We start from the raw sequence: 26301 nt of genomic DNA, 5'->3' as shown, positions 1-26301 counted from the left end.
GTACATTTGAATTGTGATACAAGTCTCTGGATTCGGAACTTTGAGATTGAAAAATCGTTTCGCAACAACACTCAATAACACCTAACAAAATATGTCTGCAAGCATTTCTTCCCATACATTTGATTTTTTAAAAAAGTTAAATAAGAATAACAACCGTGAATGGTTTAACGAAAATAAAAACCTGTACACAGAATCTCAGCAAAATATTGTTTCATTTTTGGATGAACTGATTAAAGAGATGTCCGGTTTTGATGAAGAACTTGCTAAAATTGACAGTAAAAAAGCCCTGTTCAGAATTTACCGAGACACAAGATTTTCAAAAGACAAATCTCCTTATAAAACCAATTTCGGAGCTTCTCTGGGAATGGGAAAAGGCAATCAGAAAGGAGGTTACTATCTTCACATGGAACCTGGAAAATCTTTTTTAGCCGGAGGTATCTATATGCCTGAATCTTCTGTTTTGAAAGAAGTACGCAAAGAAATATCGTTGTATGGTAATGATTTCCTTACCATTCTCAACAATAAGGATTTCAAAAAACATTTCCCAGAACTGGATCAGGATGACAAACTGAAAAAAATCCCTCAAGGTTTCGAAAAAGAAGATCCTATGGGAGAATATCTGAAGCTTAAGAACTTTATTGTGGTATATCAACTGAAAGACGAAGAAGTACTGGATAAAAGTGCAGTGAAAAATATGACAAAAGTTTTTAAACTGATGAAACCTTTCAATGATTTTCTGAATACTCCTTTTCTCTAATAAACTTGACTATTAGAGCTAATGAAAACAGTTTTTGACCACAAATAACACTTTCCACTGGTGATTGGCCATATTTATGCTGAAGATATGTTGTATAGAATGTTTTGTACAAGATGTTCAAGATACATAGGAGTTTCTGTGACAAATTGAAAATACATTAGAATTCAGTATCATACAAAAACAGACACTGAGCATAATTATTGAAAATCAACGCATTATATTTAACATTTTTTAAGAAAAGTTTTACATTTTTGCTTATCTTTGCTGTTCGTCAAAAAGCTTACGATGTCTTTATACCAAAAAATCGCAGAAAAACTACAATATATAACTCCGAATTTCTATAAAAAAAGATATTTTAAAACGTTAAATAATCTTAATAAAAATAATTTTTCGGAACGCAATGTAGAACCGGAACTGGTATGGATCAAAGAATACCTTCCTAAAAATGCTGTCATACTGGACATTGGTGCGAATGTAGGAACTTTCCTATACCAGTTGGAAAATACATTGAAACACGACCATATTTATGGTTTTGAACCCAATAAAAAGCTGTACAGACGATTAAAAAGACTATTTCCAGCAATGCATATTTTTCCTCTGGCTCTTTCTGATGAAAACAGAATTGCCGAGTTCAAAGTACCTATTATTAACGGAAAAACAATTGCTTCCCGTGGTACTTTAAATACTTCTTACAAGGAAAAGGGGGAAGAAAAAAGCTATACCGAAAAAGTAAAAGTGATCAAACTGGATGAATGGGCTGCACTGGAACATTTCAAAAGGCTTGATTTCATCAAAATAGACGTTGAAGGAAACGAAATAAAAACACTTTCCGGAGCGAGAGAAACTATCAGACAATTCATGCCGACATTAATGGTCGAAATGGAACAAAGACACCACCAAACACCTATATGGAACGAAATATCTGAAGTAATAAACTGGGGGTATGAAGCGAAATATCTGAACAGAAACAGCTTTACGCTGGAAAATCTTACAGAGGATATCATAACACAAAATACAAACGACGAAAAAAATAAAACTCAGTACATCAACAATATTATTTTTATACCTAAAAACATCTAAAACGACTTATGAGTGTAGTAGCGAGACAAGGCTTCAAATATTCCATTATCGGTTATATTGGTTTTTTGCTGGGCACAGTTTCCGCAATATTCATATTTCCGAATGATTTTGAATTTTATGGAAAGCTGCGCTACATCCTCCCTACTGCAGAAATGCTGGTTCCTTTTGTAGTACTGGGAATTTCCTATTCTAATGTGAAATTTTTCCACACCGTAGAAAGAGACGGCAAAAAACAAAATATGCTGTCATTGTCGCTGCTTGCAGTTTTTATCAATTTTCTTGTTTTTACAGTTGTATTTTTTATACTTCCCTATTTTTATCCAAAGTTCAGGCACTCGGAAGCATGGAAGATCAAGGAAATGATTCTCCCGCTGATTTTAATCCTTTCATTCTGTGCTATTTTCAATAAATACACTTCCAATTATAAAAGAATCGTTGTTTCCAATATTTTCGACAATCTGTTTCCGAAAATAGCGAATTTGGGAGCTTTTTGTCTCTTTTTCTTTGCTTTGTCTCGGAATATTACTGCTCCAACATCGCAGAAAATTGCCTACATTTTCTTTTTTGGAATATTCTTTTTAATGCTTTTGGGGTATATTTATTACACCAATAAACTGGAAAAAATCAAGCTTGATTTTAATACGGATTATTTTAAGAAAAACAATTTCTGGAAAGAATTTTTCAATTACAGTTTCTTCGGATTCCTGGGAACTTTTGGAAATTACCTGGCGATCAACAGCTTTATGATTGGGGAATTTATGGGAATGGAAGAGGTAGGAATCTATTCTGTTTTATACGCCCTGATCTCATTAATCTCTATTCCACAACTCGGATTATTTAATATTTCCGCACCTATCATCAACAAGACTTTGGCAGACGGAGATATGGAAGAGCTGGACAGGTTTCACAAGAAAACATCTTTAACGTTATATTTCCTTGGAGCTGTTTTATTCTCCTGCATTATGGTTGGGTTCCCTTATCTGACACAATTTATGCCAAAGAACGGAACGATGCTGAGAGAATACGAACCTGTAGTCTGGATCTGGGGTTCTGCAGTATTGATAGATCTTGCAACAGGTTTCAACGGAAATATTATTTCGCTCTCAAAATATTACAGATTCAATATTCTGGTGATGCTTTTACTGGCGGGGCTGACTATTGGACTCAACTATTATTTTATTAAAAATACAGACCTTAAACTGATTGGAATTGCTTTATCTACAGCTATTTCTCTTTCCATCTACAATGTTGTGAAAATCGTTTTCAATTATTTTGTATTCAAAGTTTCACCGCTGAGTATTGAAATGATTTTTGTTTCTATTATCTGCACGCTGGCTATTACTGTCGCGATTGTTCTTCCGAACTTCAACAGCAATCTGATCAACCTGATTTACAAGCCAGCAGTTGTTTTGATATTGATCTATATTGGAAATTATTTCACCAAGATTTTCCCGGTTGAAGACTATCTGAATATGAAATTTATTAAGAGTATTTTTAAGTTTAAGTAAAAAAAATACTACATTCGTAAATATTATATAAACAGATTAACCGAGTACTATATAATATGAAATCGGTATGGCTCAGAAACAACAACACACAGCTGATAGTGATAAGCATCCTAAGCAAGATTTTCAAGTAGAACGCTTAGCCTTTTTTAGTGATGCAATTTTTGCTATTGCTATTACCCTTCTTATTATAGAGTTTAAAATTCCTCATATAACGAAAGAAACCACTTTTGATAATGCCTGGGAACAGTTAGTTGAACTTAAATATAATTTTTTTGCTCTTTTGTTGAGCTTTTTTCTCATTGTAACATATTGGATGCGTCATCATTTTCTATTTAAGCATATTCATAATTACAATAAGCAAATTGTAATAGCCAATATGATCATGCTGCTGCCCATCATCTTCTTTCCTTTTACTACTGCTTTTTTTGCTGAGAGTGTTGACAATAAAAATGTTGTTATATTAGCATTTAGATTTTTCTTGTTAAATCATATTCTTGCAGGAGTGGCTATCTACACCCTTTATTGGCTTGCAATTGTAAAACACAAAGAATATTCTTTCGAAATGACTTTAGAGGAAAGAAAAAAATTCACTTCTGACCTGTTATTCACAACAATTATTTTTTCAATTATATTTTTAGTAACGTTTTTGACGAACAATGTTCAGACCGTTTTATTAGTATTTCTTGTATGTGGATTATCAAAAAAAATATTTGATACATTCGTAAAAAAAACAATCAAAAAAGCGTAATTATCTAGTAAGATTATTCAACCTATTTTCCAGATCTTTTAAAATTTCCTTTTTACTATATTTTATTTGAAAATCAAAATCGATCCCCGCTAATCTCTCCCACTGAGTAAGAATGTTTTCTTCTTCCAGAAGAATAAATTTTAAATTTGACTGATAGTCTTTTGGAAAGATAACCAGTTTTCCATACTTAATGGCATCACCAAGGTTTCCTGTCATTTTAGTCAGTCCATACGTTTCTTTCATACTGAAAAATTCTGTATCCTTCTGAATCGGGCACCACAAGATATCCGCTTTCTGCATCCATTTTTCAAACTCTTCAGAAGAAACTCTTTCGGAAAAATAAATGATCTCAATATTTCCAAGCTGTTTTGCAGAAAGTTGTTCAATTTGTCTTAATTCATGTCCTTTTGCTTTTCCAAGGAAAACAAACGTATAAGACTTATCTGTATTTAGTTTTTGAATGGTTTCAAGAATATAGGCATAATCTCTTCTCTTCTGAGAAACCCCACCAGGAATAACGACAATCAGATTATCATTTTTAATTTTATCAAAATCCCGTGTATAAAACAGGGGTAAAAACTGATGCCTCTCCGAAATCAATGCTTCATCCAGTACGAAAAGAGATCTGGACGTCTGATAAACTTTAGTTTTGTAGAATAATCCTTCTTTCAGCCACAGTTTTAGCCTGAAGATAATATCTCCTTTGAAAACACTCTTCATCAGATCCAGCTTTGAAGCTTTTGTAAAATTAAGATTATGGGTAATGATTGCCGTATTGTACTTTTTTGTTATTGCTAAAAATGTATTAAAATAACGATGTACAGTCCCTATGATAACCAAATCATATCCTTTTCCTTTCAGCTGATCCAGAATCATAGAACTGTCTGACAGGAACACTGCTTCATTACCATGACGGATCTGATCTTTAATTTTTTTTGAAAAATAATAGTCTATGGTGAAATCCTGAGAACCTTCCATAACATCCATGAAAGCCTGAGCAATTTCTGCGTGAGTGTCTATTTCTATGTAAGCTATTTTTTTCACAGGTGAATGAGAGTTAAATCTTAAGTTTTGACTAAAGCCAATGGATTTTTATTTTTTTGTTTTTATTGATTAAAATATACAAAATTATTTACCTACATCTTCAACCACTTCTTCTTCAGCATCCTCCAGCGCTGATCATTAACAGCTTTTTGCTCTTCTTTCGTTATTTTAAGTTCCATTTTTTTGGACCTGCAATTTTCATAGGAACTGATAATATCAAAGAAAAATGATGGAGACTTGCTTTTCATCGCTTCTTTTGAAGAGGCTACATAAGCAAGAAACCTGTTCAGACCTAAAAAATAAAAGTATCTGCCATAATAATCTGCCGGCCGTATTGTATAATCCGCACCTTTTACTTTAATCAGTTTCACATGGAGCTCCGGAAGAACAACTTCCTTCCATCCCAGATTTTCCAACAGTATAGAATCTATATTATCCCAGCCCAATGTTTCTCTTAAACCGCCAATCTGAATAAAACATTCTCTACGATAAGCCTTCATAGGGCCTCTTACGTGATGTTTATTGGAATTTCCTTCATAGATCCAGTTTCCGTCTTTTTCTATGTACAGAAGACCTCCTACAAGCCCGTACTCCGGGTTGTTTACAAAAGCTGCTTCTACTGCTGTCAGATAGTTTTGCGGAAGGATGATATCGGCATCAAATTTACAGATGATATCAAATTCATCCATAGACTGAGTCTGAAGTCCGTTTTTAAAAGCATGAACGACTTTAGATCCTGGCTGATGTTCGGATTTCTGAAGATTAACGGTTTCAAAACGGGAATCAGTTTCTGTATATTTTCTGATAATCTCAGATGTCCTGTCTGTAGAACCGTCATTCACTACCACTACTTTAAAATCTTTGCTGCTTTGCTGCTGTAAAGAATCCAGCGTAAAGGAGAGATTGTCTTCTTCGTTATGGGCAGGAATTATGATTAAAAACCTCACGGGAATTATAAGTAATTAATAATGAATGATCAATGACACCCTAAAAGTTTCTTATCATTGATCATTCATCGTTTATAGAATTTATTTGTTATGCGGTTTCAGCATATTTTTCGGATCAAGGATTTCGTCCAGTTTCTCCTGAGAAAGAATTCCTTTTTCAAGAACAAGGTTGTAAACGCTTTTTCCTGTTTCCAATGCTTCTTTAGCAATCTGTGTAGACTGTTTGTACCCGATATAAGGGTTCAATGCTGTTACAATACCGATACTGTGCTTTACCATATTCAGGCAAATTTCTTTATTGGCAGTAATTCCAACCACACATTTGTCACGAAGGGTATCTAAAGCATTGCAAAGGAAGTTGATATTTTCCATGATGGCATGAGAAAGTACCGGCTCCATTACATTCAGCTGTAACTGTCCTGCCTCTGCCGCAAAAGTCACGGTAAGATCATTTCCAAATACTTTGAAACAAACCTGGTTTACCACTTCCGGAATTACCGGATTTACTTTACCCGGCATGATAGAAGATCCCGGCTGCATCGGCGGAAGGTTAATTTCAAAAAGACCTGCTCTTGGACCTGATGAAAGCAATCTTAAATCGTTGCAGATCTTTGATAATTTCACCGCAAGGCGTTTCGTAGCTGAAGAGTAGATTACATAAGATCCTGTATCAGGAGTTGCTTCCACTAAATTCGGTGCTGAAACAATCGGGAATCCTGTAATCTGAGCTAAGTTTTTAGCACAAAGAACGGCATATCCTACGGGAGCGTTTAATCCTGTTCCGATAGCTGTTGCTCCCATATTCACTTCTACGAAAAGGTCTGCATTATTATTCAGTTTGGAAATATCCTCTTCCAACGTAGCTGCATAGGCTTCAAATTCCTGTCCCAAAGTCATTGGAACTGCATCCTGAAGCTGAGTACGTCCCATTTTGATAACATCATGAAACTCTTGTCCTTTTGCACGGAATGCGGCAATAATTTTTTCAAGCTTTTCTACCAGTCCGATGTTCATCTGCAGCAATCCCATTTTGATGGCTGTAGGATAAGCGTCGTTGGTTGACTGTGAAAGGTTGATATGATCATTAGGTGAACAGAATTCATATTCTCCTTTATTTTTCCCTAATTTCTCCAACACAATATTGGCGATCACTTCATTTGCATTCATGTTGATGGAAGTTCCTGCCCCACCCTGAATCATATCTACCGGAAACTGCTCATGATATTTCCCGTCTACAATTTCATCACATGCTTCTGCTATTTTAAAATATAGGTTTTCGTCTAGAAGTCCTAATTCATAATTGGTTTTTGCGGCTGCTTTTTTTACAAAAGCCAACCCTTTTATGAAATCCGGATATGAAGACAAAAGCTGCCCTGAAATTTTAAAATTGTTGATAGCTCTTTGTGTCTGAACCCCATAATAAGCATCTAAAGGCACATTCAGTTCGCCTAATAGATCACTTTCTTTCCTGAAATTTTCCATTACAGATATTTTACTGTTTTTGATCGTTTAAAGATAACAAAAACGCATCTAACCGATGCGCTTTAATTTGAATTATTTTACTGGATATTTTTGATTTAAAGCTTGCAGTATTGCCCATGTTTCAGCATCCATGATTCCATCATAATTCTGTGGACGGAAGTGGTACTGGAATGCTTCAATTGTTTTCTTGGTGGCATCATCCCATTTCCCGCTAAGATCCAATCCGTATCCAAATTTCTGTAATGAAGTCTGAATAAGGAAAATAAAGCTGGAATCATTATACTTTGCAGTAATGTCTGCCTGTGCTGCTTCAAGATAAGTCTGCTTGGCTGCGTCATCATACCACATCCCAATCTGGTATTCGTCATATAACTTTTTCCATGGGAACATAGGTCCCGGATCCTGTTTTCTTGTAGGAGCAATATCTGAATGAGCAAGTACATAAGTAGGCTGAATCTGATATCTTGCCACAATATCTTTAACCAATGCTGCCACTTTTTTTACCTGATCATCACTAAAAGGAGCAAATGTTCTTTTACCTGTAGCATCTGTAGTATAGCCGGCGTTTACAATTTCAATACCGATAGACGTATCATTGAGGTTTTTGTCATTTCTCCAAGAGCTTACACCTGCATGGTATGCTCTTTTGTTTTCGTCTACCAACTGATAAATCTCGTTATCTCCTATATTGTTTACCAGATAATGGGCGCTCACTGCCTGCTGGGTAAGAACAGTAATTGATTTATCGTCTGGAATGGCTGTATAGTGTAATATTAAGTAGCGCTGTCTGAAGTTTTGGGCGACTGCAGGGAAATAAGTCTTTACCACTTTATATCCACCTGGTTTTGCAGAAACAATAGAACCATAACTTACCGTATTATCATTTTTTGTTGGGTCTGCTATATTAGTAGTAAAAAAGTCTACTCCATGATCAGATACAACTTTTGGTTTTGGAGCAACCGGAGGTGTTGTCTGAACCGTCGGTTTCGCCTGTGTTATCGGGGTTTTTGGTTTGTATGTATTTTTTTTTACATTTTGTTGAGAAGTACATGAAAAAACAAAAGTGCTTAATCCGATGATATATAATGTTTTACGCATCAGTTTGGTTTTTGGATGATTTATTACTTCAAAAATACACAAATTTTTCTTGAATTTTATTTGGTAAATAAAGAAATCTATTCTATATTTGCACTCGCAATAACGGAACAACGATCATTAAAAAATAAACAAAAAGGAGGGTTGCCAGAGTGGTTAATGGAGCAGTTTGCTAAACTGTCGACGCGAAAGTGTCGCAAGGGTTCGAATCCCTTACCCTCCGCTCATTTATATATTCTCGGGGCGTAGCGTAGTCCGGTCATCGCGCCTGGTTTGGGACCAGGAGGTCGCAGGTTCGAATCCTGCCGCCCCGACTGTTTTAGTAGTTTTCTCAAAACTACTTAATGGGTGCGTAGCTCAGCTGGATAGAGCATCTGCCTTCTAAGCAGACGGTCAAAGGTTCGAATCCTTTCGCGCTCACAAAAACCTTACAATTTCTATTGTGAGGTTTTTTGCTTTTAGAAGGTTACCCATCTTATTTTACAATCCTACGACATCAATGAATCAGATAATATAAAGCATCCCGATTTCAATCAGGACGGTCAAAGGTTCGAATCCTTTCGCGCTTACTTAAAGAGACAACTATTTGATAGTTGTCTCTTTTTTTATACCAATAAAAATCTGTGACCCAAACTTTACTATTTGGAGATATTTAGACTTCGATTTTTGAACGACTTGTTTGAAATCATCTGGAAGTGCCTCAATATTTATTCCACACGACTTCTTCGAAAATTCGAAATCCTTAAGATTATAATATCTTTTTCTGATAGGTTGTAATTTTTTGAGAAAGATCTTTTTAAACCGTAATTACAGCACGATATATCTTTACAGAGTCGCGCTACATTTAGCCACAAACTGCTCAAACTTCCGATCTGTATTCTGCATGACCGGTCCGTGACCGAAACAGATAATGGCAGGATTCAATTTTGCTAACTTCCGGAGCGATTGGATGTTGCTCTGTTGATCCGAGGTGAATATGTTTGGCGGAAGCCGCAGACCGGTTGCTGTTGTGAGCAGGTTCATATTTGTTGCCACATCTCCAATGATCAGTACACCATCCCGCTCACGGAATAAAGAAATATGACCAGCAGAATGTCCGGGCGTTTCTATTACCCTAAAGTCCCCGATCCTATCGTTTTCAACGATTGTCTGTTCGACTTTATGTCCCTGACCAGCCCAGTACTTCTGCTGAAGCTTTGCTACCCAATGTTGCGGAGTTGGATAATCGTTGGTTACCATACCCGTTTCTGTCCTAAAAACTTCGTCGGGATGACAGAGTAAGGGTATCGCAAACTCATCGCATATCTGATCACTACAGCCCTGATGATCTGCATGCGCATGCGTCAGTACATGTTGATAAACAGGGATTTTCTGGAGAACTTTCTTTACAGTAGTATACGAACTCCGTATTCCGGAGTCTACCAATACACCATCGATAATATAACAGTTGATACTGTTTCTTGGCATCAGTGAAATCTGGAACACTTCGGGAGCAATTTGACGTAGCATTGTTTTTTTATGCAAATCTATATCACTGATCAGTACTGGATAAGGACATTTGTCCTATAATACATTGGGTCTATGTATTTGTCCCTTCGCCCGTGTAAGCGATCGCTGTGTAATGCCCAGGTACGATGCCAAGTCCTGCGTTGCTATGCGCTGAACGAGCATCGGTTCGTTAGACAACACATGACGGTATTTATCCACAGTCGATTTATTGTTGTAGTTCAACAGATAACGTTCCTTTTGGTTATACTCCTGCTCCATCACGGATTTAATGACTCCGTTCCAAGCGGTGACCTGACCAAGCAGTTGCTGATAATCCGGGTAGCTTATTCTATAGATTACGCTATCTTCTACAGTCCTGATACTCCTTCTAGATTTTTCCTGCTTCACAAACTCCGGAAACGAGGTGATAAATTCCTTTTCAAACTTGAAGCAAGTTATATTTTCCTTTCCATCTTTGTCAATAGCGTATGCTTTTACAGCACCACTAGCAATAAATCCAACATGACAGCAGGGTTCATCTTCACGAATAAAAAAATCGCCCTTTTTTAAGCGGATTGTTTCAAAGAATTGCGCAGAAAGGTTGATTTCTTCGGTGGATAATCCTCCTGCTGAGGATAGGTAATTTTCAAATACGTCAACCATTTAGCAATTTTTTTGTCTATTAATTTTCTTCTAACCTTCTATGGTTACATACCAAATTAGGCATCCAAATCTAACAATTATCGTAGATTCAACAAAAGTATTAAAATTCAACAAAAAACCTTTAATACCTAATTAAGATCAATATCCTGATTGACCGCAAAGCTTTACATTCTTTTGCGCTCACTTAAAAATTCACTAGAAGCGGTGAGGTTTTTCGTTATTCCTGGTTTCAGACAATGAAAAAACGTCACAACAAGTTTACTCAACATAAATAACCACGTTCAATAGGAACACGATTTAGCCTAAACTTATAAAAGATAAGACAATTAAAAACACCGAAATTTCCAGATAGCTGTATTCTTAATTCAAAACTAAAAGAACTTCTGTTTAATCCCTGATAAGCTGCTTAATTTCATCCTGATATTTCTTATTCTGTTTTCTGATCTTCATGACAAAATAGGAAAAGATACTTAGTATAAAAAGTCCCAAAAGAATTATCCCTGCAATAAAATAATTATATCTGGCGGCTACTCTTTCGCTTTTCTTTTCGGTTTCTATATTGTGAACATCAATAGCGTGATTGATAGAGCTCAATTCGCTCTGTTCTCTTTTAAATTTTGTTTCAAAGTATTTCCTGCTGTAAACCTGATAAAGATTGGGATTTCCCATCGCCAGATAATTATCTGCCATTTCTTTATAAATACCTTCATTAAGGGACAGATCTCCTGCTTCTTTGCCTAAGTTTTCAGCTTTTATTAACAGTTTCAATGCTTCCTGATTCTGATGTTTTTGCTTGTTCATCTCTGCCAGTCCCTTTAAAGCAAATGCTTCAAGGCTTTTGGCTTTGATTAAACCTGCCAGACTCATAGATTTCATGAAAGCTGCTCCGGCATTATCCGGCTGATTGAGATTGAGATAACAATGACCGATATTGTAGTAAATGATACTCTGGTTAAAGTATGTTTTCTCTTTTTTTTCTTTGATTTTTTCAAAGTTTCTGATGGCAATTAAAAATTCCTGAAGGGCAATTTCGGGATTCGACTGGCTCTTATAGATCATCCCGCGCAGAGCAAAGCTTCTGGCTGTTTCAAAATGTTTCAGATAGGAATCTTCGGGCAATTTTACCAAATATTCATCAGCTTCGTCCAATGTTTCGAGGCTTTTGCTGAAGAGTTCCATCTGCTGGTACTGCATAGCTGCTGCTATCAAAAAGCTGGTCTGAATCTTGGGATCATTTGTTTTCTGCACCAGTTCCCTTGCTTTCAGAATATATTGCAGAGATTCGTCAAAGTTTCTCTTGGCAATTCCTGCAGTAGACAAAATCAGATAGATTTTAATGGACTTATTGAGATCTTTTTCTTTTCGGAGCAGTTTCTTTCCAATGTTTATGGCATTGTCCGGATTGTTATAAATTTCCTGATTAGCAATCTTCATCAGGGAATCATCAGAAATTTTCTGCCCGGCAAGAGGTGCCTGAAAAAGCAAAAGACCCATCAACACGATATGAATAAAGAGTTTCATCAGTTTTTATTTTTTATAATTTCCTGAATATAGGTATTCGGTGACATTCCTGTAATGGATTTGAAAACGTTCGTAAATGCACCATGAGATGAAAATCCAGCATATTCTGCCAGATAACTTACTTTATAATTCAGATAAGCCGGATCTGTTTTCAAAAGGCGCGCGATATGATCAATTCTCAATTCATTAACATAGCCGTTAAAGTTCTTTCCTTTATTATTATTGATGACTTCAGACAGATATTTAGTATTTATTCCTATCTGGGCAGAAAGAATGGCCAGTGACATATTTTTATTCAGATAACTGTCAGATTTTTCCCAGTCTTTGAGTTTCTGTAGAATTTCTTCTTCTTTTTCTTTTGAAATTTTTGATGGATCCTTTTCCTGATTTTTAATCTCTTTTACCGCTTCATCTTTCAGTCTCTCAACCTCAACGATTGAAGATTCTTCTTTTATTTTCAGTTTTTCAAAGAAGTCAAGCTGTTTTTTGAGGTGTCTGCTTCTTGCTGATTCACTCAGGAGATACGCAATGATTCCTGCAATAAGAATTAGAATAATAATACCGACGGTTTTAAGCTGCTTCTCTTTATTCTGTTCCTGGAATTCAAGGTTTTTATGATGATATGTTTCAAGCAGTTTAACGACATACTGTATGCCTTCTTTTTTATTGGAATCCAGTTTTGCTTTTAAATCTGTGTATAAATTATTGTAATAATAGTATTTTTCATCATTATTGAGTGCCAGATAGCTCCGGGCAAACAATTCATAAAATATGATTTTCAGATCATTGTAAGGAAGGTTTTCGATTTCCGAAAATCCTTTTTCCAGTTGTTTTACAGCTCCATTATAATCACCTTTCAGAAAGTAATAACGGGACATGCTTTCATAGGCAAACGCAGAGATAAAAGCATTATTATCATGTTTTTCAATGTCCTGAATAACATCATCAAGTAATTTTTTTGATTCTCCCAGTTTATTCTGCCTCATCAGGAAAGTAGACCGGAAAATAATATTTTCCCATTTGATAATCCTGTTCTCTTCATTGTTATTATTAAGGTAGGAATCACTTTTATCAACATTCAGTAAAGCGGAATTATAATTCCTATCAATTCCGGCATTGATCGCCTGAAGCTGGAAAAGTTTGGCGAGTACCATCCGCTCTTTGGGGTTGCTGCTTTTTAAAAGTTCCGGATCTTTTAAAATACCTGCAATGATTTTTTTCGACTGTCCGTACAGTCCTAAGTTCTGATACTGATCTGCAAGGTTATAATCATCAAACAACTGGATAAAATGGGAAAGATTCCCTTTTTTGTCATCTTCTTCTTTCTGATTGGAAATACTTACAGACTGTACATAGTTTCCCTGCAAGGCATAAGCCTGGGAAATAATATTCCGGAGAATCACTTTATGCTCAATATTTTTGTCACTGATCAAAAGGCTCTGTGAATAGCTGATACATTCTTCGGGATTCTGATATAATTTCTGAAAAGCTTTATCGGTTAAAATACTAAAATCCGGAGCAGCCTGCCCATGTATAAAAACCGGGCACCACAGAATCAAAAACAATATTGATATATTATTTTTAAGTATTTTTTTGAACATAAGGATCATTTCCCCATTGTTTTTATCTGATATTTCTATCATTACTCCTTTTAAACCACACAAACACAAACTATTGATTTACAATATTTTATTTTTTTAATTCTTGTAAATTCAACGAATTATGCAAGCTTATTTCTTGACGAAGGGCAAATATAACGCTAATATTGTTCAAACCTTTAAGTCGATTCAAAATATTAGACTTATTCTCAAATTTCAATGAACCCATCACACTTATTAAGCATTATCATTATAAAAAATTAAAGATAATCTTATAATCATCTAAGATATGATTTTTAAGATATAATTCAATGGATCATTACCCATTGATATAGAAAAAGAAATTAAAAAAGTATTACAACAATTAATTCTACCGCTCAAAATCTGACAATAAAGCCGGTATATGTAACCCTAAAAAAATAGAAATAAAATGAGAAAACACTACTTATTATGGATGATTTTCCTCTTTTCGGCCCATCAACTGAAGGCACAGACTTACTGTGTTCCTACAGCCGGAACTTCCAGCCAGGCTAATTATTTAAAAAATGCCATATTTTCAGATCAGGGAGCTTTATATTATACGGCTGCAACCTATCAGGCATACGTTGACAATTCTTCAAGCCAGACAGTAACTTCATATCCGGGAGGAACAGTGAATGTTCATCTGGATTTCGCGGGGTCTGCAACAAAATCTTATGTCTGGATCGACTGGAACAATGATGGCGATTTTGATGATTTTTATGAGAATCCATTAGGGCCTTCAAGCTATTCGGTTATTGATGACCAGTTTTTTGTTCCACCTACTCAGGCAGCAGGAATATATAGGATCAGGGTACAGAGCGGAACTTCATTTCCGAATCCTGTAAACCCATGCGGTCCTAACAATTATGGTAATTTTGTAGATTTCAGCTTGAAGATAGATCCTTCTCCAACCTGTTTTGTTCCTGTAACACTTACTTCCTCCAATATTACCAACAATTCTGCAATGATTTCCTGGAGTGCTCCTGCAACAGCACCGGGAAGCTATGAATATTATTATACTTCTTCCACCACTATTCCGGATGCCTCTACTCCAATATCGGGAACCAGTAATACAATCTCAGCACCTGTCAGCGGACTTTCGTCTTTTACTACATACTATTATTATGTAAGATCAGTTTGCGGTACATCTAACAAAAGTGCATGGTCTTTGAGGGGGATATTTAAAACCAAGTGCGATGCTAAAACTTCAATGTTTGAAGATTTTGAAAGTACAGCAACCGGACCAAATAATGCTGACTGCTGGGATAGAATTATTTTGGGATCAGGGTATCAGAATATTTCGTCCGGTAGTGGTGTGAACAGTAGTAAAGCGATGTATCAGAGTGCCAATGGAGCAGCTAATACAGCAATTGCAGTTCTTCCGATGTTCAGTAATGTAAATGCGGGAACTCACTGGCTGAGATTTAAAGCTAGAGTAAGCAGTACTGCAGGCGTATTAGATATAGGCTATGTTACCAATGATACGAATGCTTCTTCTTTTGTGAATATCCAGTCTGTGAATATCAGCAATACTGTTTTCGATGGATTTGAATACAGTGTCGTGATTCCCAATACTGTTCCTGCCAACGCAAGACTGGCCGTAAGACATGGAGGTGTTCCTTCAGTGAATATCTACTGGGATAATGTATACTGGGAACCTAAACCAACCTGCCTTACTCCAACAAATATCGTTTTATCCAATGCAACCAGCGCAACAGCGAATATAGCATGGATAGCTCCTGCAGCTGCACCAGCAATGGGATATGACATCTATTACAGTACAAGCAACACTCCCCCAACCTCATCTGCTGTACCTAATATAACAGGTGTAACCGCAAATCCTTATACCATTCAGGGATTAAACTCTGCAACAACCTATTATATATGGGTAAGATCAAGATGCAGCGCTTCTGATCAGAGTCTATGGAGCAATATTGCAGCGGTACTGACTCTTTGTGCACCTGTACCAACACTTTCAGAAAATTTTGATTCTTATACTACGGGATCATTAACCAATGCTCCATGCTGGGGAAGACTTGTCACAGGGATAGCGAGTGTAAACCTTAATGGAAACGGAGCTCTTTCCGGAACGAGACATATTTTACAACGCAGTCTTTCTGCAGGAGATATATCAATTGCTGTATTACCTGAATTTACCAATATCAATGCTGGCACTCATTCTTTGAAACTTAATGCTTACTGCAGCGTGAACACAGGGAAATTAGAGGTTGGATATATGACCAACCCTACTGATCTTTCTACTTTTACCCTGATCCAGCAATTGGATATTACCAATACCTCCTATACTCCAGCTACGGGAACAAGTGAATACACTGTTGTCATTCCGAATACTGTTCCTGCAGGCGTAAGACTGGCTATCCGCAATACGTATGCTACTTCAGGAAATGCACTCTACTATTGGGATAATATTTCATGGGCTCCTACGCAAACAATGAACGTAAAGGACAATTCAGTGAGATCAAAATCAAGCATTTACCCTAATCCTTTCACGGATATAATTACGATCACAGACCGTGAAAATCTACAATCAGTAACGGTTTATGATGCTTCGGGTAAACTCATCACTGAGATCAGAAATCCTGACCATACAATTTCATTAAAAGATTTGGCATCAGGAGTCTATTTAGTAAAAATGATCATGAAAGACGGTAGTTCTCATACCGTAAAAGCCATAAAGAAATAAATGTTGTCTCTGTCATCAAAAGCGGTGGGAACTTGTCCATCGCTTTTATGACAGTTTTATCCTCCTTAAACTTATTCAATGAAAGACTTTTACTTCGTTTATAAGCCTGCTTCCGAAACCGGAAAGCACTGGCTTCTATTGGTCAGAAAGCTTCTTTTTGCAGTGCTTATTTTATTTTTTGCAAGCAATATGCTTTTTTCCCAGAGAGATACGGAACATTGGTTTGCTCCTATAAAACAAGGCTTTACAGCTGACACCAACAAACAGGCATTGTTTCTATCTACAGATTCTACTACTCCCTTTCCTGTTACGATTTATAACAATAATACCGTCATTGGGACTGTTACCATCAGTAAGGGAAACCCTCAGTCTTTTGATATTCTTAAAGATTATATGATTACAGAATCCCAGTCGCAGGTATTTACAACCACAACCCGTGGGCTTTATGTAAAAGGGGAGAAACCTTTTTTCTGTACTTTCAGATTTTCGATAGACAAACATGGAGAAATACTTACTTCTAAAGGAAAAGCAGGCATCGGAACAAAATTCTATGTTGCCCATGTCAACTTGCCACAGCCTGATTCTACTTTTAATTTCACCTGTGGTATTTTAGCCACGGAAGATAATACCACGGTTACCGTATCAGGATATAATCCGGCTGTACAGTTCTCTAACGGAAACACGGGAACAATCACTCCTTCCATGACTATTACTTTAAATAAAGGACAATCTTATACCATTGACGGCAAAGGTTCTGCAGCAGGAAATCTTACAGGTTTCATCGGGGCTAAAATTGAGTCGAACAAACCGATCACAGTTACTAATGGTAATTTTAACGGACAGCAGACTCTTATTGGTAATGGCGCAGGGGGAAGCGATATATTTATGGATCAATCTGTTCCTGTGGAACGTCTGGGAGATGAGTTTGTATTAATGAAAGGAACAGCTCCTCTCTCTTATGAACTTGAAGGAGCTATTGTAGTAGCTACAGAAAACAACACCCAGGTTTACTTAAACGATGAAACAATTCCAAAAGCGACATTGAATGAGGGGCAGTTCTACAGAATAAGCTCAACGGGGTATATCAGTCAGAATTTCAGCGGGCATTACAATATGCGTATCCGTTCTACTAAAAAAATATATGTTTATCAGCTAATGTCTGGCGGTACTTCCGGAACATATTACAATACAGGGGGTGCTAATTACATTCCACCGCTCAACTGTTTTTTACCCAAGAAAATTGATGAAATCGGGATGATTAATGTTCTTCCCTATTTCACACCCATGACTCCCGCCGTAAGATTACAGATCATTACTGAATCCGGAGCAACCGTATCTGTAAATGGAAATAATTTATCCGGTGTCCAGGGGCCTTATCCCGTTACAGGAAATGCAAACTGGCAAACCTATTCTGTAGAAAACGTTACAGGCAATATCACCGTTCAATCTACCAAAGCTGTTACAGCCGGAATTGTAGCTGGATATGATGCTGTTGGTTACGGTGGTTATTTTGCCGGATTTTCTTCTGTCCCTGTTATTTCTAAGAAAAACGGAACCTGCATTCCGGGGATGACTCTGGAAGCAGATGACAGCTATGCAACTTATCAATGGAATTTTAACGGAAGTGCTATTCCGGGAGCAAATGCTAATACATATACGCCTACCCAACCGGGAAATTATACCGTTACCGTATCTGTGGGAGGAAGCTGCCCTCCTGTCACAACACCGGTTTACAAAGCATTTTCCTGTTTAGCTCATACCACAAAAACATTAACATTATGTTCAACAGGAACTCCTGTAAACATAACCCCTTCTTTTACCAATTCATCCCAAACTCCGGTTCCGGGAACGGTACAAATCATCAGTCCGCCTGCCAACGGTACACTCACTGTAAACCCAACAACAGGAATACTTACTTATACAGCCAATACCGGAACTGCGGACACTTTCACCTATAAATTCTGCGGCAACGTTCCTGAGTTTACAGATTGTGAAGAAGTAAAAGTAAATATTACGGTACAAACTGTCACCGTAACAAATACCTCCATTAAAGCCTGCAGCAATAATGGAAGCGGACTTTTCGATCTTACTTCTGCCAATGTGGGAGGACCATCAGGAAGTATTAAAAAATATTATCCTACTTCTGCAGATCTGGCTGCGGGAACCAATGAAATTATTCCGGCCAATGCTTATGTATCCTCTGTTCCTAAAGATATTTATGTAAAAGTATCAACCCTTGAAGGGTGTTTTGCTCAGGCAAAGATCAGTCTCCTGTTCAGTTCTTCCCCACAGGTTCGGAATACATCATTAACGTCTTGTTATATTGATTCGGCTCCAGATAAAGGAAGCTTTAACCTTACCCAGGCATCTGTTACCAGTGAAACCGGTATTACAAAAGAATATTATAAAACCCTACAGGATGCAGTATCCGGGATCAATGCTATTCTGAATCCTAATGTCTATCTTTCCTCCAGCGGAACAGTATATATTAAAGTAATCAATGCGACAGGATGTTATACTATTGCGACAGTAACTCTTATTGTCACGCTACCTCATCCTTCCCCATTGCTTAAAGATCAATTCATATGTTTTAATTCTACGACAACATTAGATGCCGGACCTGGCTATGAGTCTTATGAATGGAGTACAGGAGCTACAACATCCTCTATTTCCAATGTAGGAGTGGGAAATTACTGGGTTATTTTAGGACATGATCATTGCTTTACCAAACAGAATATTACGGTAAAGGCAGCACCTAAACCTGTTATCAACAATATTGATATTGAAAACAACAAAGCAACTCTTACTGTAACCGGAGGGCAGCCACCCTATCTGTATTCTCTTGATGGGATCAACTGGCAGAGTTCTAATATATTCACAGGTCTTCCTAATGGGCAGAATAAGTTTTATGTAAAAGATGCTTACAACTGTGAACCGATAAAAGTAGAATTAACGGTCATCAATCTTATCAGCGCTATTACTCCCAACGGAGATAATATTAATGACACTATTTCCTACGCAGATTTTGCTTATAAAAAAGACTTGTCCTTTATGGTTTATGACCGATATGGGAACAATGTCTTTACAGGTACACGCTTTAATAATTATACCTGGGATGGGCTATTCAGCAATAAAAAACTGTTTACCGGAACCTATTGGTATGTAATTACCTGGAAAGAGTCTGCTCTGCAAGATGCCATTATTAAATACACCGGATGGATCTTATTGAAAAATAAAGAATAGTCCAAAGTTTACACAACAGCTGTTATACTCAAATTAATTTAATCTTCCCTAAAATCTATGAAAAGGATCTTATTCATTTTTATACTGTTAGTTCTTTCCTCTTCTGCATATGCACAACGGGATACGGATCACTGGTTTGCTCCTATGGTTGTGAGTTCTTCTAACGGTTCTCCCAAACAGGCTTTGTATCTTTCCACGGATAGTACTACTCCTTTCCCGGTTACGATTTACAATAATAACACGGTAATAGGAACAGTCACCATCAGCAAAGGAAGTCCACAGACATTTGATGTACCATGGAATCTGATGACCGGGCAAAACACTACTGATGCCATGAGCGTAAAAACCAGAGGGCTCTATCTTCACGGTGATTTGCCTTTCTTTGCGACTTACAGATTTTCGGAAATCAACCATGGTGAAATTTTAACATCAAAGGGAAAAGCAGGAATTGGCACCAAATTTTATGCGGTGTATGCTCCATTGATGAACAATCAGATAAGCCAAAACTTCACTTGCGGTATTCTGGCTACGGAGGACAATACGCAGATTAAGGTTTCCGGATATGCAATGACAACCTGGTTTTATAATAATTTCAACGGGCTTACTCATCCAAGTATTACCATTACTCTGAACAAAGGACAGTCTTATATATTTGCAGGATTTGCCAACAAACCGGGAAACAAAGATGGTTTCATAGGTGCTAAAATAGAAGCAACGAAACCTGTATCTGTAACCAACGGAAATTATCATGGTCAGTTCGGGCTCGCTCCTCCTTACAACGGCGAGGATATTATTATGGATCAGTCTGTTCCGGTTGAACGTCTGGGACAGGAGTTTGTTCTTATCAAAGGAAAAGGCAACCTTCTTCCTGAAATTGAAGGAGCGATTATTGTTGCGACTGAAAACAATACGGAGATCAGACTTAACAATAACCCTACTCCTGTTGCAACCCTGAACGAAGGACAATACTATCGTGTAAGTGCCATGAACTATATAGTCAATGGTCCTGCTCATCTCAATATGTATGTGAAGACCTCAAAAAATGTATATGTTTACCAGCTTCTTTCCGGCATTGAAGATAATGATGCTACAGAAGGATTCAATTATATTCCGCCTTTAAACTGTTTTCTTCCCACTGTTATTGATGAAATAGGGAAAATAGGAGAAATGCCTTATTACACAACATTCAACCCACCGCTTTTTGTAAAGCTTAATATTCTAACTCAGACAGGAGCCGGAGTAACAGTAAACGGAGTAGCTCCTACTGCAGCACAGGGACCTTTTCCTGTAACCGGAACTCCAAACTGGGTTTCTTACTCTATTCCTGATATTTCCGGAAATGTTACGGTAACTTCTACCAAAGCGGTCACCGCCGGTATTATTGGAGGTAGTGGAAATCTGGGCTATGGAGGATATTTTGCAGGCTTCAATTCTATTCCGGTGATCAGCAAATCTTCCGGAGAATGTATTCCGGGAATTGTTCTGCAGGTGGAAAGCGGTTTTGACCACTATCAATGGAATCTTAATGGGAATCCTATTCCTGGGGCTAACAACAATACCTACACTCCTACTCAGGCAGGAAATTATACGGTATCTATCACTAAAAGTACCTGTACTCCTCTTACAACTTATCCTTACAAAGTCTATACTTGTCTGGCGAATTCTGTAAAACCCATGAATGTCTGCAGTGCGGGTACTCCTACCGCTATCACTCCTGCCTTTACCAATTCTACACAGACTCCGGTACCGGGTACTGTACAGATTATTAGTCCTCCGGCCGGCGGAACATTAACGGTCAATCCTACAACAGGAATCCTTACTTATACGGCCAATACGGGAACAACCACTGATACTTTCACTTATAAATTCTGTGGAAATGATCCTGATTTTACAGATTGTGAGCAGGTAAAAGTAAATATCACCGTACAGCCTCTGATTTTAACAGATACTACTGTAAAAAGCTGTGAAACTAATGGTACTGGTATTTTTGATCTTACTACAGCTGCTGTGGGAGGGCCACCTACTGCCATCAGAAAATATTATCCTACTTTGGTAGATTTAAATGCAGGAACCAACGAAATTATTCCCGCCAATGCTTATCCGTCTGCAGCCAATGCTACGGTGTATGTAAAGGTAACAACAGTAGAAGGCTGTACTGCTAATGCAAAAATAACACTCCAGTTTTATCCAAAACCCAATGTACAGGATACTACACTTACAGGGTGTTTTATCCCAACCAATCCCAATACCGCAACCTTTAATCTAACGACAGCACTTGTCACAACTACCAATCCTGTAACCAAAAAATACTATCCGACTCTGACTGATGCGACGAACGGAACAAATGAAATAATAACTCCAACTGCTTATACTTCTTCCAATACTACAGTATTCGTGAAAGTAATCACCACTAACGGATGTTTTGATTTTGCTAAAATTACTTTAACCGTGATTCCTCCTAAACCCTCTCCTCTTTTGGTGGATCAGTATATTTGCCCTGATGCACGTATTACCCTGAATGCCGGACCTGGTTACACATCTTATCTATGGAGCACAGGAGCTACCACTCCTTCTATTACTGCCTCTATAGGTAGTTATTGGGTCATCCTGACTTCTAATGGCTGTGAAACAAAACAATTTGTAAAAGTAATGTCCGTCCCCGTTCCGAAAGTCAAGAAGATAGAAACTACAGGCAATACGGTAACCCTTACGGTAGAAGGCGGTACACCTCCCTATCAGTATTCAAGAGATGGAATGATCTGGCAGGATTCTAATATCTTCACAGGTCTTCCACGAGGTAAAAATATTTTCTATGTGAAAGATTCTAACAACTGCCGCCCTGTAGAGGTACAGATTCTGGTTCCGAATCTTATCAACGCCATCACGCCCAACAGTGACGGTATCAATGACACTCTGGATTATTCTGAACTGGCATTTCTAAAGGATCTGAAGTTTGGGATCTTCAACCGATATGGGCAGCTCATTCATTCTTCTGAAAAAAACAATAATTTCAGATGGGATGGAACTATCGGAGGTACTCCCGTGAATAGCGGTACTTACTGGTATGAAATAAAGTGGATGGATCCTGATACCCAGAAACTGGTTTCCTACACTGGATGGATTCTGGTAAAAAACAGAAATTAAATATAATATAACTTCCTCATCCGGATTTTAATACTTTTTGTTTAATGAAACTGTCTCATTTTTTGAGACAGTTTTTATTTTTTTATATCCATCCGAGCTATATATTTCCCGACATAAGGAAAAACAAGCCGAATTGACATTATTCTTCTCCTGGCACTATTTTCGACTGAATGATAAATATTTTACACAAAAGGCTTTTATTTTTTATTACATTTAAAACCAAATAAGAAAGTGAACAGGCATTTAGCAACTGTATAATTTTGAATGAATGAAAAAAATACTTTACACTTTTATAGTTTCTGTAATAGCAGTTTTAATCCTGAATACAATTGTTTTTAAAAATATCCCTGAAAAAGAAACAGAGGAACTCCTGAACGATATCCAACGGTATAAACACCCTATAAAAAGTATTTCTATGGAATACCCGGATAACAGCGACCTGAAGGTTCTGGACTCTGTGCTTAAAGACAACAGGATCGTAATGCTAGGAGAAAACATCCATTACGATGGAGCTACAATGCAGGCCAAAAGCAGACTCATCAAATATCTCCACGAGAATCTGGGGTATAATGTTGTTTTATATGAGGCCGGGCAATATGATACCTGGATAATGAATGAAGAAATGAAAAACCACAGCCTTAAAGTTCCTTCTTCTATAGGAGGATTGGGACTTTTCGATTTCTGGTGGGATAACAGGGAAACACAGCCTCTCGTAAGCTATTATCAGAAAACAAAAACTTCGGCTCATCCGATAGAACTGGGAGGATTTGACATTCAATTTTCCGGAATAGAGCTATATGACAGACGCGGTAAGCTTTTGAAGGATTTTTTAAGCAAAAATTCGATTGACCTTAAACCATTTCCTCTTTTAAACAAAAACCTTAATCAGATTTCTAACTTTATGTACAAAGGGTTTGCCAGCAAAATTTTACCCGGAAATCAGAAAAAAGACTTTCTCAATGAGATCACCCGATTGGAGCAGGTGGTTTCAAAACTGGAAAAAACGTCTGAAAACATAATATACGGACGATATTTACATGATATGAGAAACAATTTCGATAAAACATGGAAATATGATGCCGGATCTATGCAGAGTATGCAGTTCAGGGACTCTCTGATGGCTAAAAACCTTATTCATCAGATTGATTCTGTTTACCAGGGGCAAAAGATTATTGTCTGGTGTTCGAACCTTCATACTTTTGCGAGCCGGTACAACAAAGATTATCTGCCTCTGGGGACTTATATCAAAAGTAAATACGGAAAGGCTTCTTATATGGTTGATTTTTCATCCTATGCCAAATACAATAAAACTGGAAAACTTATGGATAAGCCCGGAAAACTTGCCATCGAAAATATATTTCATGCAACGAAAACACCTTACTTTTTTATCAATCTGAGAAGTATCCCGGAGAATTCTGTGTTGAAGAAAGAGTTTGTATCCACTATCAATCAGGGAACAGATCAGAAAAAGGTCTGGAGCCAGTTTTTTGATGGAATATTTTATATAGACACCAATACTTTTTTAACCTCTCACGAATAATGGAAAGCATTACTACTAAGAACCTCAATTATAGCATAGGTTCTAAAACCATCCTGAATAACATCAACCTTAATATTCCTGAGGGCAGCATCTATGGCTATCTGGGAAGAAACGGCGCGGGAAAATCAACTACGATCAAACTTCTTCTGGGACTTTTGGAATCATCGGCTGACAATATTTTCATTCAAAATAAAAGCTTACAGCATAACCGGACAGAGATTCTTGCCAGCACAGGAAATCTGATAGAATCGCCTTGCTTTTATACCAAACTCACTGTTTTTGAAAACCTTAAATACCTTGATATCATCTATGGCAAAGGGAACAAAAGGATTGATGAGGTGCTGGAACTGGTAGATCTGCATAACGAGAAGAAAAAAAAGGCAACAGCTCTATCAATGGGAATGAAGCAGCGTCTGGGAATTGCGATGGCTATTTTTCATGATCCGAAACTTTTGATTCTGGATGAACCTCTCAACGGGCTTGATCCTCAGGGAATTTTTGAAATGAGAAAACTCTTCCAGCATTTGAATGAACAGGGTAAAACCATTTTCCTTTCGAGCCATATTTTGAGCGAGCTTGAGAAAACGGCGACCCACATCGGTATTATAGAAGGCGGACAGATGATTTTTCAAGGAACAAAGAATGAACTTTTAAGCAAAGTAGAAAAAGAAATCGTTTTAAAAGTTAATCCTGTTGAAAAAGCATTATCTCTATTGCAAGACACTTTTTCCGCAACACTGAACAATACGAACAAAATTTCAGTAAAAATCAATGATGACAATGAATTCAACGGACTTCTCACCACACTGATCCAAAACGGAATTGAGATCTATGACATAGAGTCTCAAAGTACCAATCTTGAGCAGATCTTCATTAATTTAATTTCTAAAAGCCATGACTAATACCAATACTTTTTTAAAAGCTTTTTCATCCGAGCAATATAAACTATCGAAAAACAAAGAGATTTTCGGAATTCTGCTGGTTCCTGTTTTGATTATTTTCGCGGTTGATCTGTATATGGTTTATGATGTGCTCCGTTCCGGAATGGAAGCATCAGAAGGGACCGTAAATCCGTGGAAAGCTTCATTAGGGAGAACTGTATTTATGTTTTTCTATCTGTTGTTTCCTATACTTGTTTCTCTTTTTGTACATGCATGCTGTGATGTGGAATACCGGAATAATAATTATAAAATTCTGTTCACCCTTCCCGTTTCCAAGACCAAGATCTTTTTCTCGAAAGCTCTGTTTATCCAGATCACTGTTTTTTTCTCTGTGCTTTTCTCTTACCTGACCTTATTGTTAAGCGGATATTTGCTAAGTATTGCTTTTCCACAATTGGGTTTCCAGAATTATGATTTCAGGGAAGTGATATTTTATGTCTTTCTAAAATTTTTCATTACTCTTTCTGCTATTGCCATGGTACAACTGACATTGAGCCTTCTTTTTAAAAACTTCATTTATCCTATCGGTTTTGGGGTATTCATGCTGCTTTTCACAACGATTATCCATCAGAAAACATTTTCTGATTTTTTGATTTATACCGGAGGCTACAGATCAATGGAAAACTTCATGAACGAAAACATTGCATTTGAAAGAATGGATTACTGTAATATCGCCGCCCTATTTATCTTCATGGTTACGAGTTTTTATCTTTTTGTAAGGAAGAAAGGGGGATAGAAAAAATTGCTGGAAGCATGGAGGTTGAGGATGGAAGCTAT

The 26301-nt window shown here is 37.2% G+C and carries 18 protein-coding genes and 3 tRNA genes; 13 read left to right on the top strand and 8 right to left on the bottom strand.

Annotated elements, in window-relative coordinates; all coding sequences use genetic code 11:
* Positions 1-91 precede the first annotated feature (91 nt).
* The 4 genes from AC57AW_RS07515 to AC57AW_RS07500 all read left to right on the top strand — a co-directional run bounded on the left by AC57AW_RS07515 (position 92) and on the right by AC57AW_RS07500 (position 4093).
* Positions 92-757, top strand: coding sequence for a DUF2461 domain-containing protein (locus AC57AW_RS07515; RefSeq protein WP_318848906.1), 666 nt, complete (start codon positions 92-94; stop codon positions 755-757).
* A gap of 285 nt (positions 758-1042) precedes the next feature.
* A complete protein-coding gene (locus AC57AW_RS07510; RefSeq protein WP_496351392.1) occupies positions 1043-1837 on the top strand; it encodes an FkbM family methyltransferase in 795 nt (264 codons plus the stop codon).
* An 8-nt stretch (positions 1838-1845) separates the two neighbouring features.
* Entirely contained in the window at positions 1846-3345 is a 1500-nt protein-coding gene (locus AC57AW_RS07505) for a lipopolysaccharide biosynthesis protein (RefSeq protein ID WP_496351391.1), read from the top strand.
* A 67-nt stretch (positions 3346-3412) separates the two neighbouring features.
* Positions 3413-4093: a TMEM175 family protein gene (locus tag AC57AW_RS07500; RefSeq protein ID WP_496351390.1), complete on the top strand. Its 681-nt coding sequence runs from the start codon at positions 3413-3415 to the stop codon at positions 4091-4093.
* Here the strand turns inward: AC57AW_RS07500 and AC57AW_RS07495 are convergent, their stop codons facing one another.
* The 4 genes from AC57AW_RS07495 to AC57AW_RS07480 all read right to left on the bottom strand — a co-directional run bounded on the left by AC57AW_RS07495 (position 4094) and on the right by AC57AW_RS07480 (position 8664).
* Entirely contained in the window at positions 4094-5137 is a 1044-nt protein-coding gene (locus AC57AW_RS07495; protein WP_496351389.1) for a hypothetical protein, read from the bottom strand.
* Between the two features lie 92 nt (positions 5138-5229).
* Complete coding sequence (locus tag AC57AW_RS07490) at positions 5230-6084, bottom strand: glycosyltransferase family 2 protein (protein ID WP_496351388.1); 855 nt, start codon at positions 6082-6084, stop codon at positions 5230-5232.
* Positions 6085-6165: 81 nt separating this feature from the next.
* Positions 6166-7566, bottom strand: a complete 1401-nt coding sequence (gene aspA, locus AC57AW_RS07485; protein WP_496351387.1) for an aspartate ammonia-lyase — start codon at positions 7564-7566, stop codon at positions 6166-6168.
* A gap of 72 nt (positions 7567-7638) precedes the next feature.
* Positions 7639-8664, bottom strand: coding sequence for an N-acetylmuramoyl-L-alanine amidase (locus AC57AW_RS07480; RefSeq protein ID WP_318848913.1), 1026 nt, complete (start codon positions 8662-8664; stop codon positions 7639-7641).
* A 135-nt stretch (positions 8665-8799) separates the two neighbouring features.
* Here AC57AW_RS07480 and AC57AW_RS07475 point away from each other — a divergent pair.
* The 3 genes from AC57AW_RS07475 (at position 8800) to AC57AW_RS07465 (ending at position 9081) form a co-directional block, all read left to right on the top strand.
* A tRNA-Ser gene (locus AC57AW_RS07475) sits at positions 8800-8884 on the top strand.
* Positions 8885-8900: 16 nt separating this feature from the next.
* Positions 8901-8975: transfer RNA gene (locus AC57AW_RS07470), tRNA-Pro, on the top strand.
* A gap of 32 nt (positions 8976-9007) precedes the next feature.
* A tRNA-Arg gene (locus AC57AW_RS07465) sits at positions 9008-9081 on the top strand.
* A 405-nt stretch (positions 9082-9486) separates the two neighbouring features.
* Here the strand turns inward: AC57AW_RS07465 and AC57AW_RS07460 are convergent.
* The 4 genes from AC57AW_RS07460 to AC57AW_RS07445 all read right to left on the bottom strand — a co-directional run bounded on the left by AC57AW_RS07460 (position 9487) and on the right by AC57AW_RS07445 (position 13976).
* On the bottom strand, positions 9487-10170 hold the full coding sequence (locus AC57AW_RS07460; protein WP_496351386.1) for an MBL fold metallo-hydrolase: 684 nt from the start codon (positions 10168-10170) through the stop codon (positions 9487-9489).
* A gap of 54 nt (positions 10171-10224) precedes the next feature.
* Entirely contained in the window at positions 10225-10812 is a 588-nt protein-coding gene (locus tag AC57AW_RS07455) for a Crp/Fnr family transcriptional regulator (RefSeq protein WP_496351385.1), read from the bottom strand.
* A gap of 387 nt (positions 10813-11199) precedes the next feature.
* Positions 11200-12333 carry a tetratricopeptide repeat protein gene (locus AC57AW_RS07450; protein ID WP_496351384.1) on the bottom strand — a complete coding sequence of 378 codons (1134 nt, stop codon included), beginning with the start codon at positions 12331-12333 and terminating at the stop codon, positions 11200-11202.
* Positions 12333-13976 (bottom strand): helix-turn-helix domain-containing protein, encoded by a 1644-nt coding sequence (locus AC57AW_RS07445; RefSeq protein ID WP_496351383.1) that lies wholly within the window; start codon positions 13974-13976, stop codon positions 12333-12335. Before AC57AW_RS07445 ends, AC57AW_RS07450 begins: the two co-directional genes overlap by 1 nt.
* A gap of 385 nt (positions 13977-14361) precedes the next feature.
* Here AC57AW_RS07445 and AC57AW_RS07440 point away from each other — a divergent pair, with 385 nt between their 5' ends.
* The 6 genes from AC57AW_RS07440 to AC57AW_RS07415 all read left to right on the top strand — a co-directional run bounded on the left by AC57AW_RS07440 (position 14362) and on the right by AC57AW_RS07415 (position 26260).
* Complete coding sequence (locus AC57AW_RS07440; RefSeq protein WP_496351382.1) at positions 14362-16656, top strand: fibronectin type III domain-containing protein; 2295 nt, start codon at positions 14362-14364, stop codon at positions 16654-16656.
* Between the two features lie 78 nt (positions 16657-16734).
* Complete coding sequence (locus AC57AW_RS07435) at positions 16735-19899, top strand: FIDD domain-containing protein (protein WP_496351381.1); 3165 nt, start codon at positions 16735-16737, stop codon at positions 19897-19899.
* 57 nt (positions 19900-19956) lie between these two features.
* Positions 19957-23043 (top strand): FIDD domain-containing protein, encoded by a 3087-nt coding sequence (locus tag AC57AW_RS07430; protein WP_496351380.1) that lies wholly within the window; start codon positions 19957-19959, stop codon positions 23041-23043.
* Between the two features lie 268 nt (positions 23044-23311).
* Positions 23312-24583, top strand: coding sequence for an erythromycin esterase family protein (locus tag AC57AW_RS07425; RefSeq protein ID WP_496351379.1), 1272 nt, complete (start codon positions 23312-23314; stop codon positions 24581-24583).
* Positions 24583-25485, top strand: coding sequence for an ABC transporter ATP-binding protein (locus tag AC57AW_RS07420; RefSeq protein ID WP_496351378.1), 903 nt, complete (start codon positions 24583-24585; stop codon positions 25483-25485). Before AC57AW_RS07425 ends, AC57AW_RS07420 begins: the two co-directional genes overlap by 1 nt.
* A complete protein-coding gene (locus AC57AW_RS07415; protein WP_496351377.1) occupies positions 25478-26260 on the top strand; it encodes an ABC transporter permease in 783 nt (260 codons plus the stop codon). The genes AC57AW_RS07420 and AC57AW_RS07415 overlap by 8 nt, the downstream gene beginning before the upstream one ends.
* Positions 26261-26301 lie beyond the last annotated feature (41 nt).

Source organism: Chryseobacterium sp. BGA-UO-ETr-SB22 (assembly GCF_059567885.1).
The sequence above is the reverse complement of the archived record's forward strand: the minus strand, read 5'-3'. Positions and strand labels throughout refer to the sequence as shown.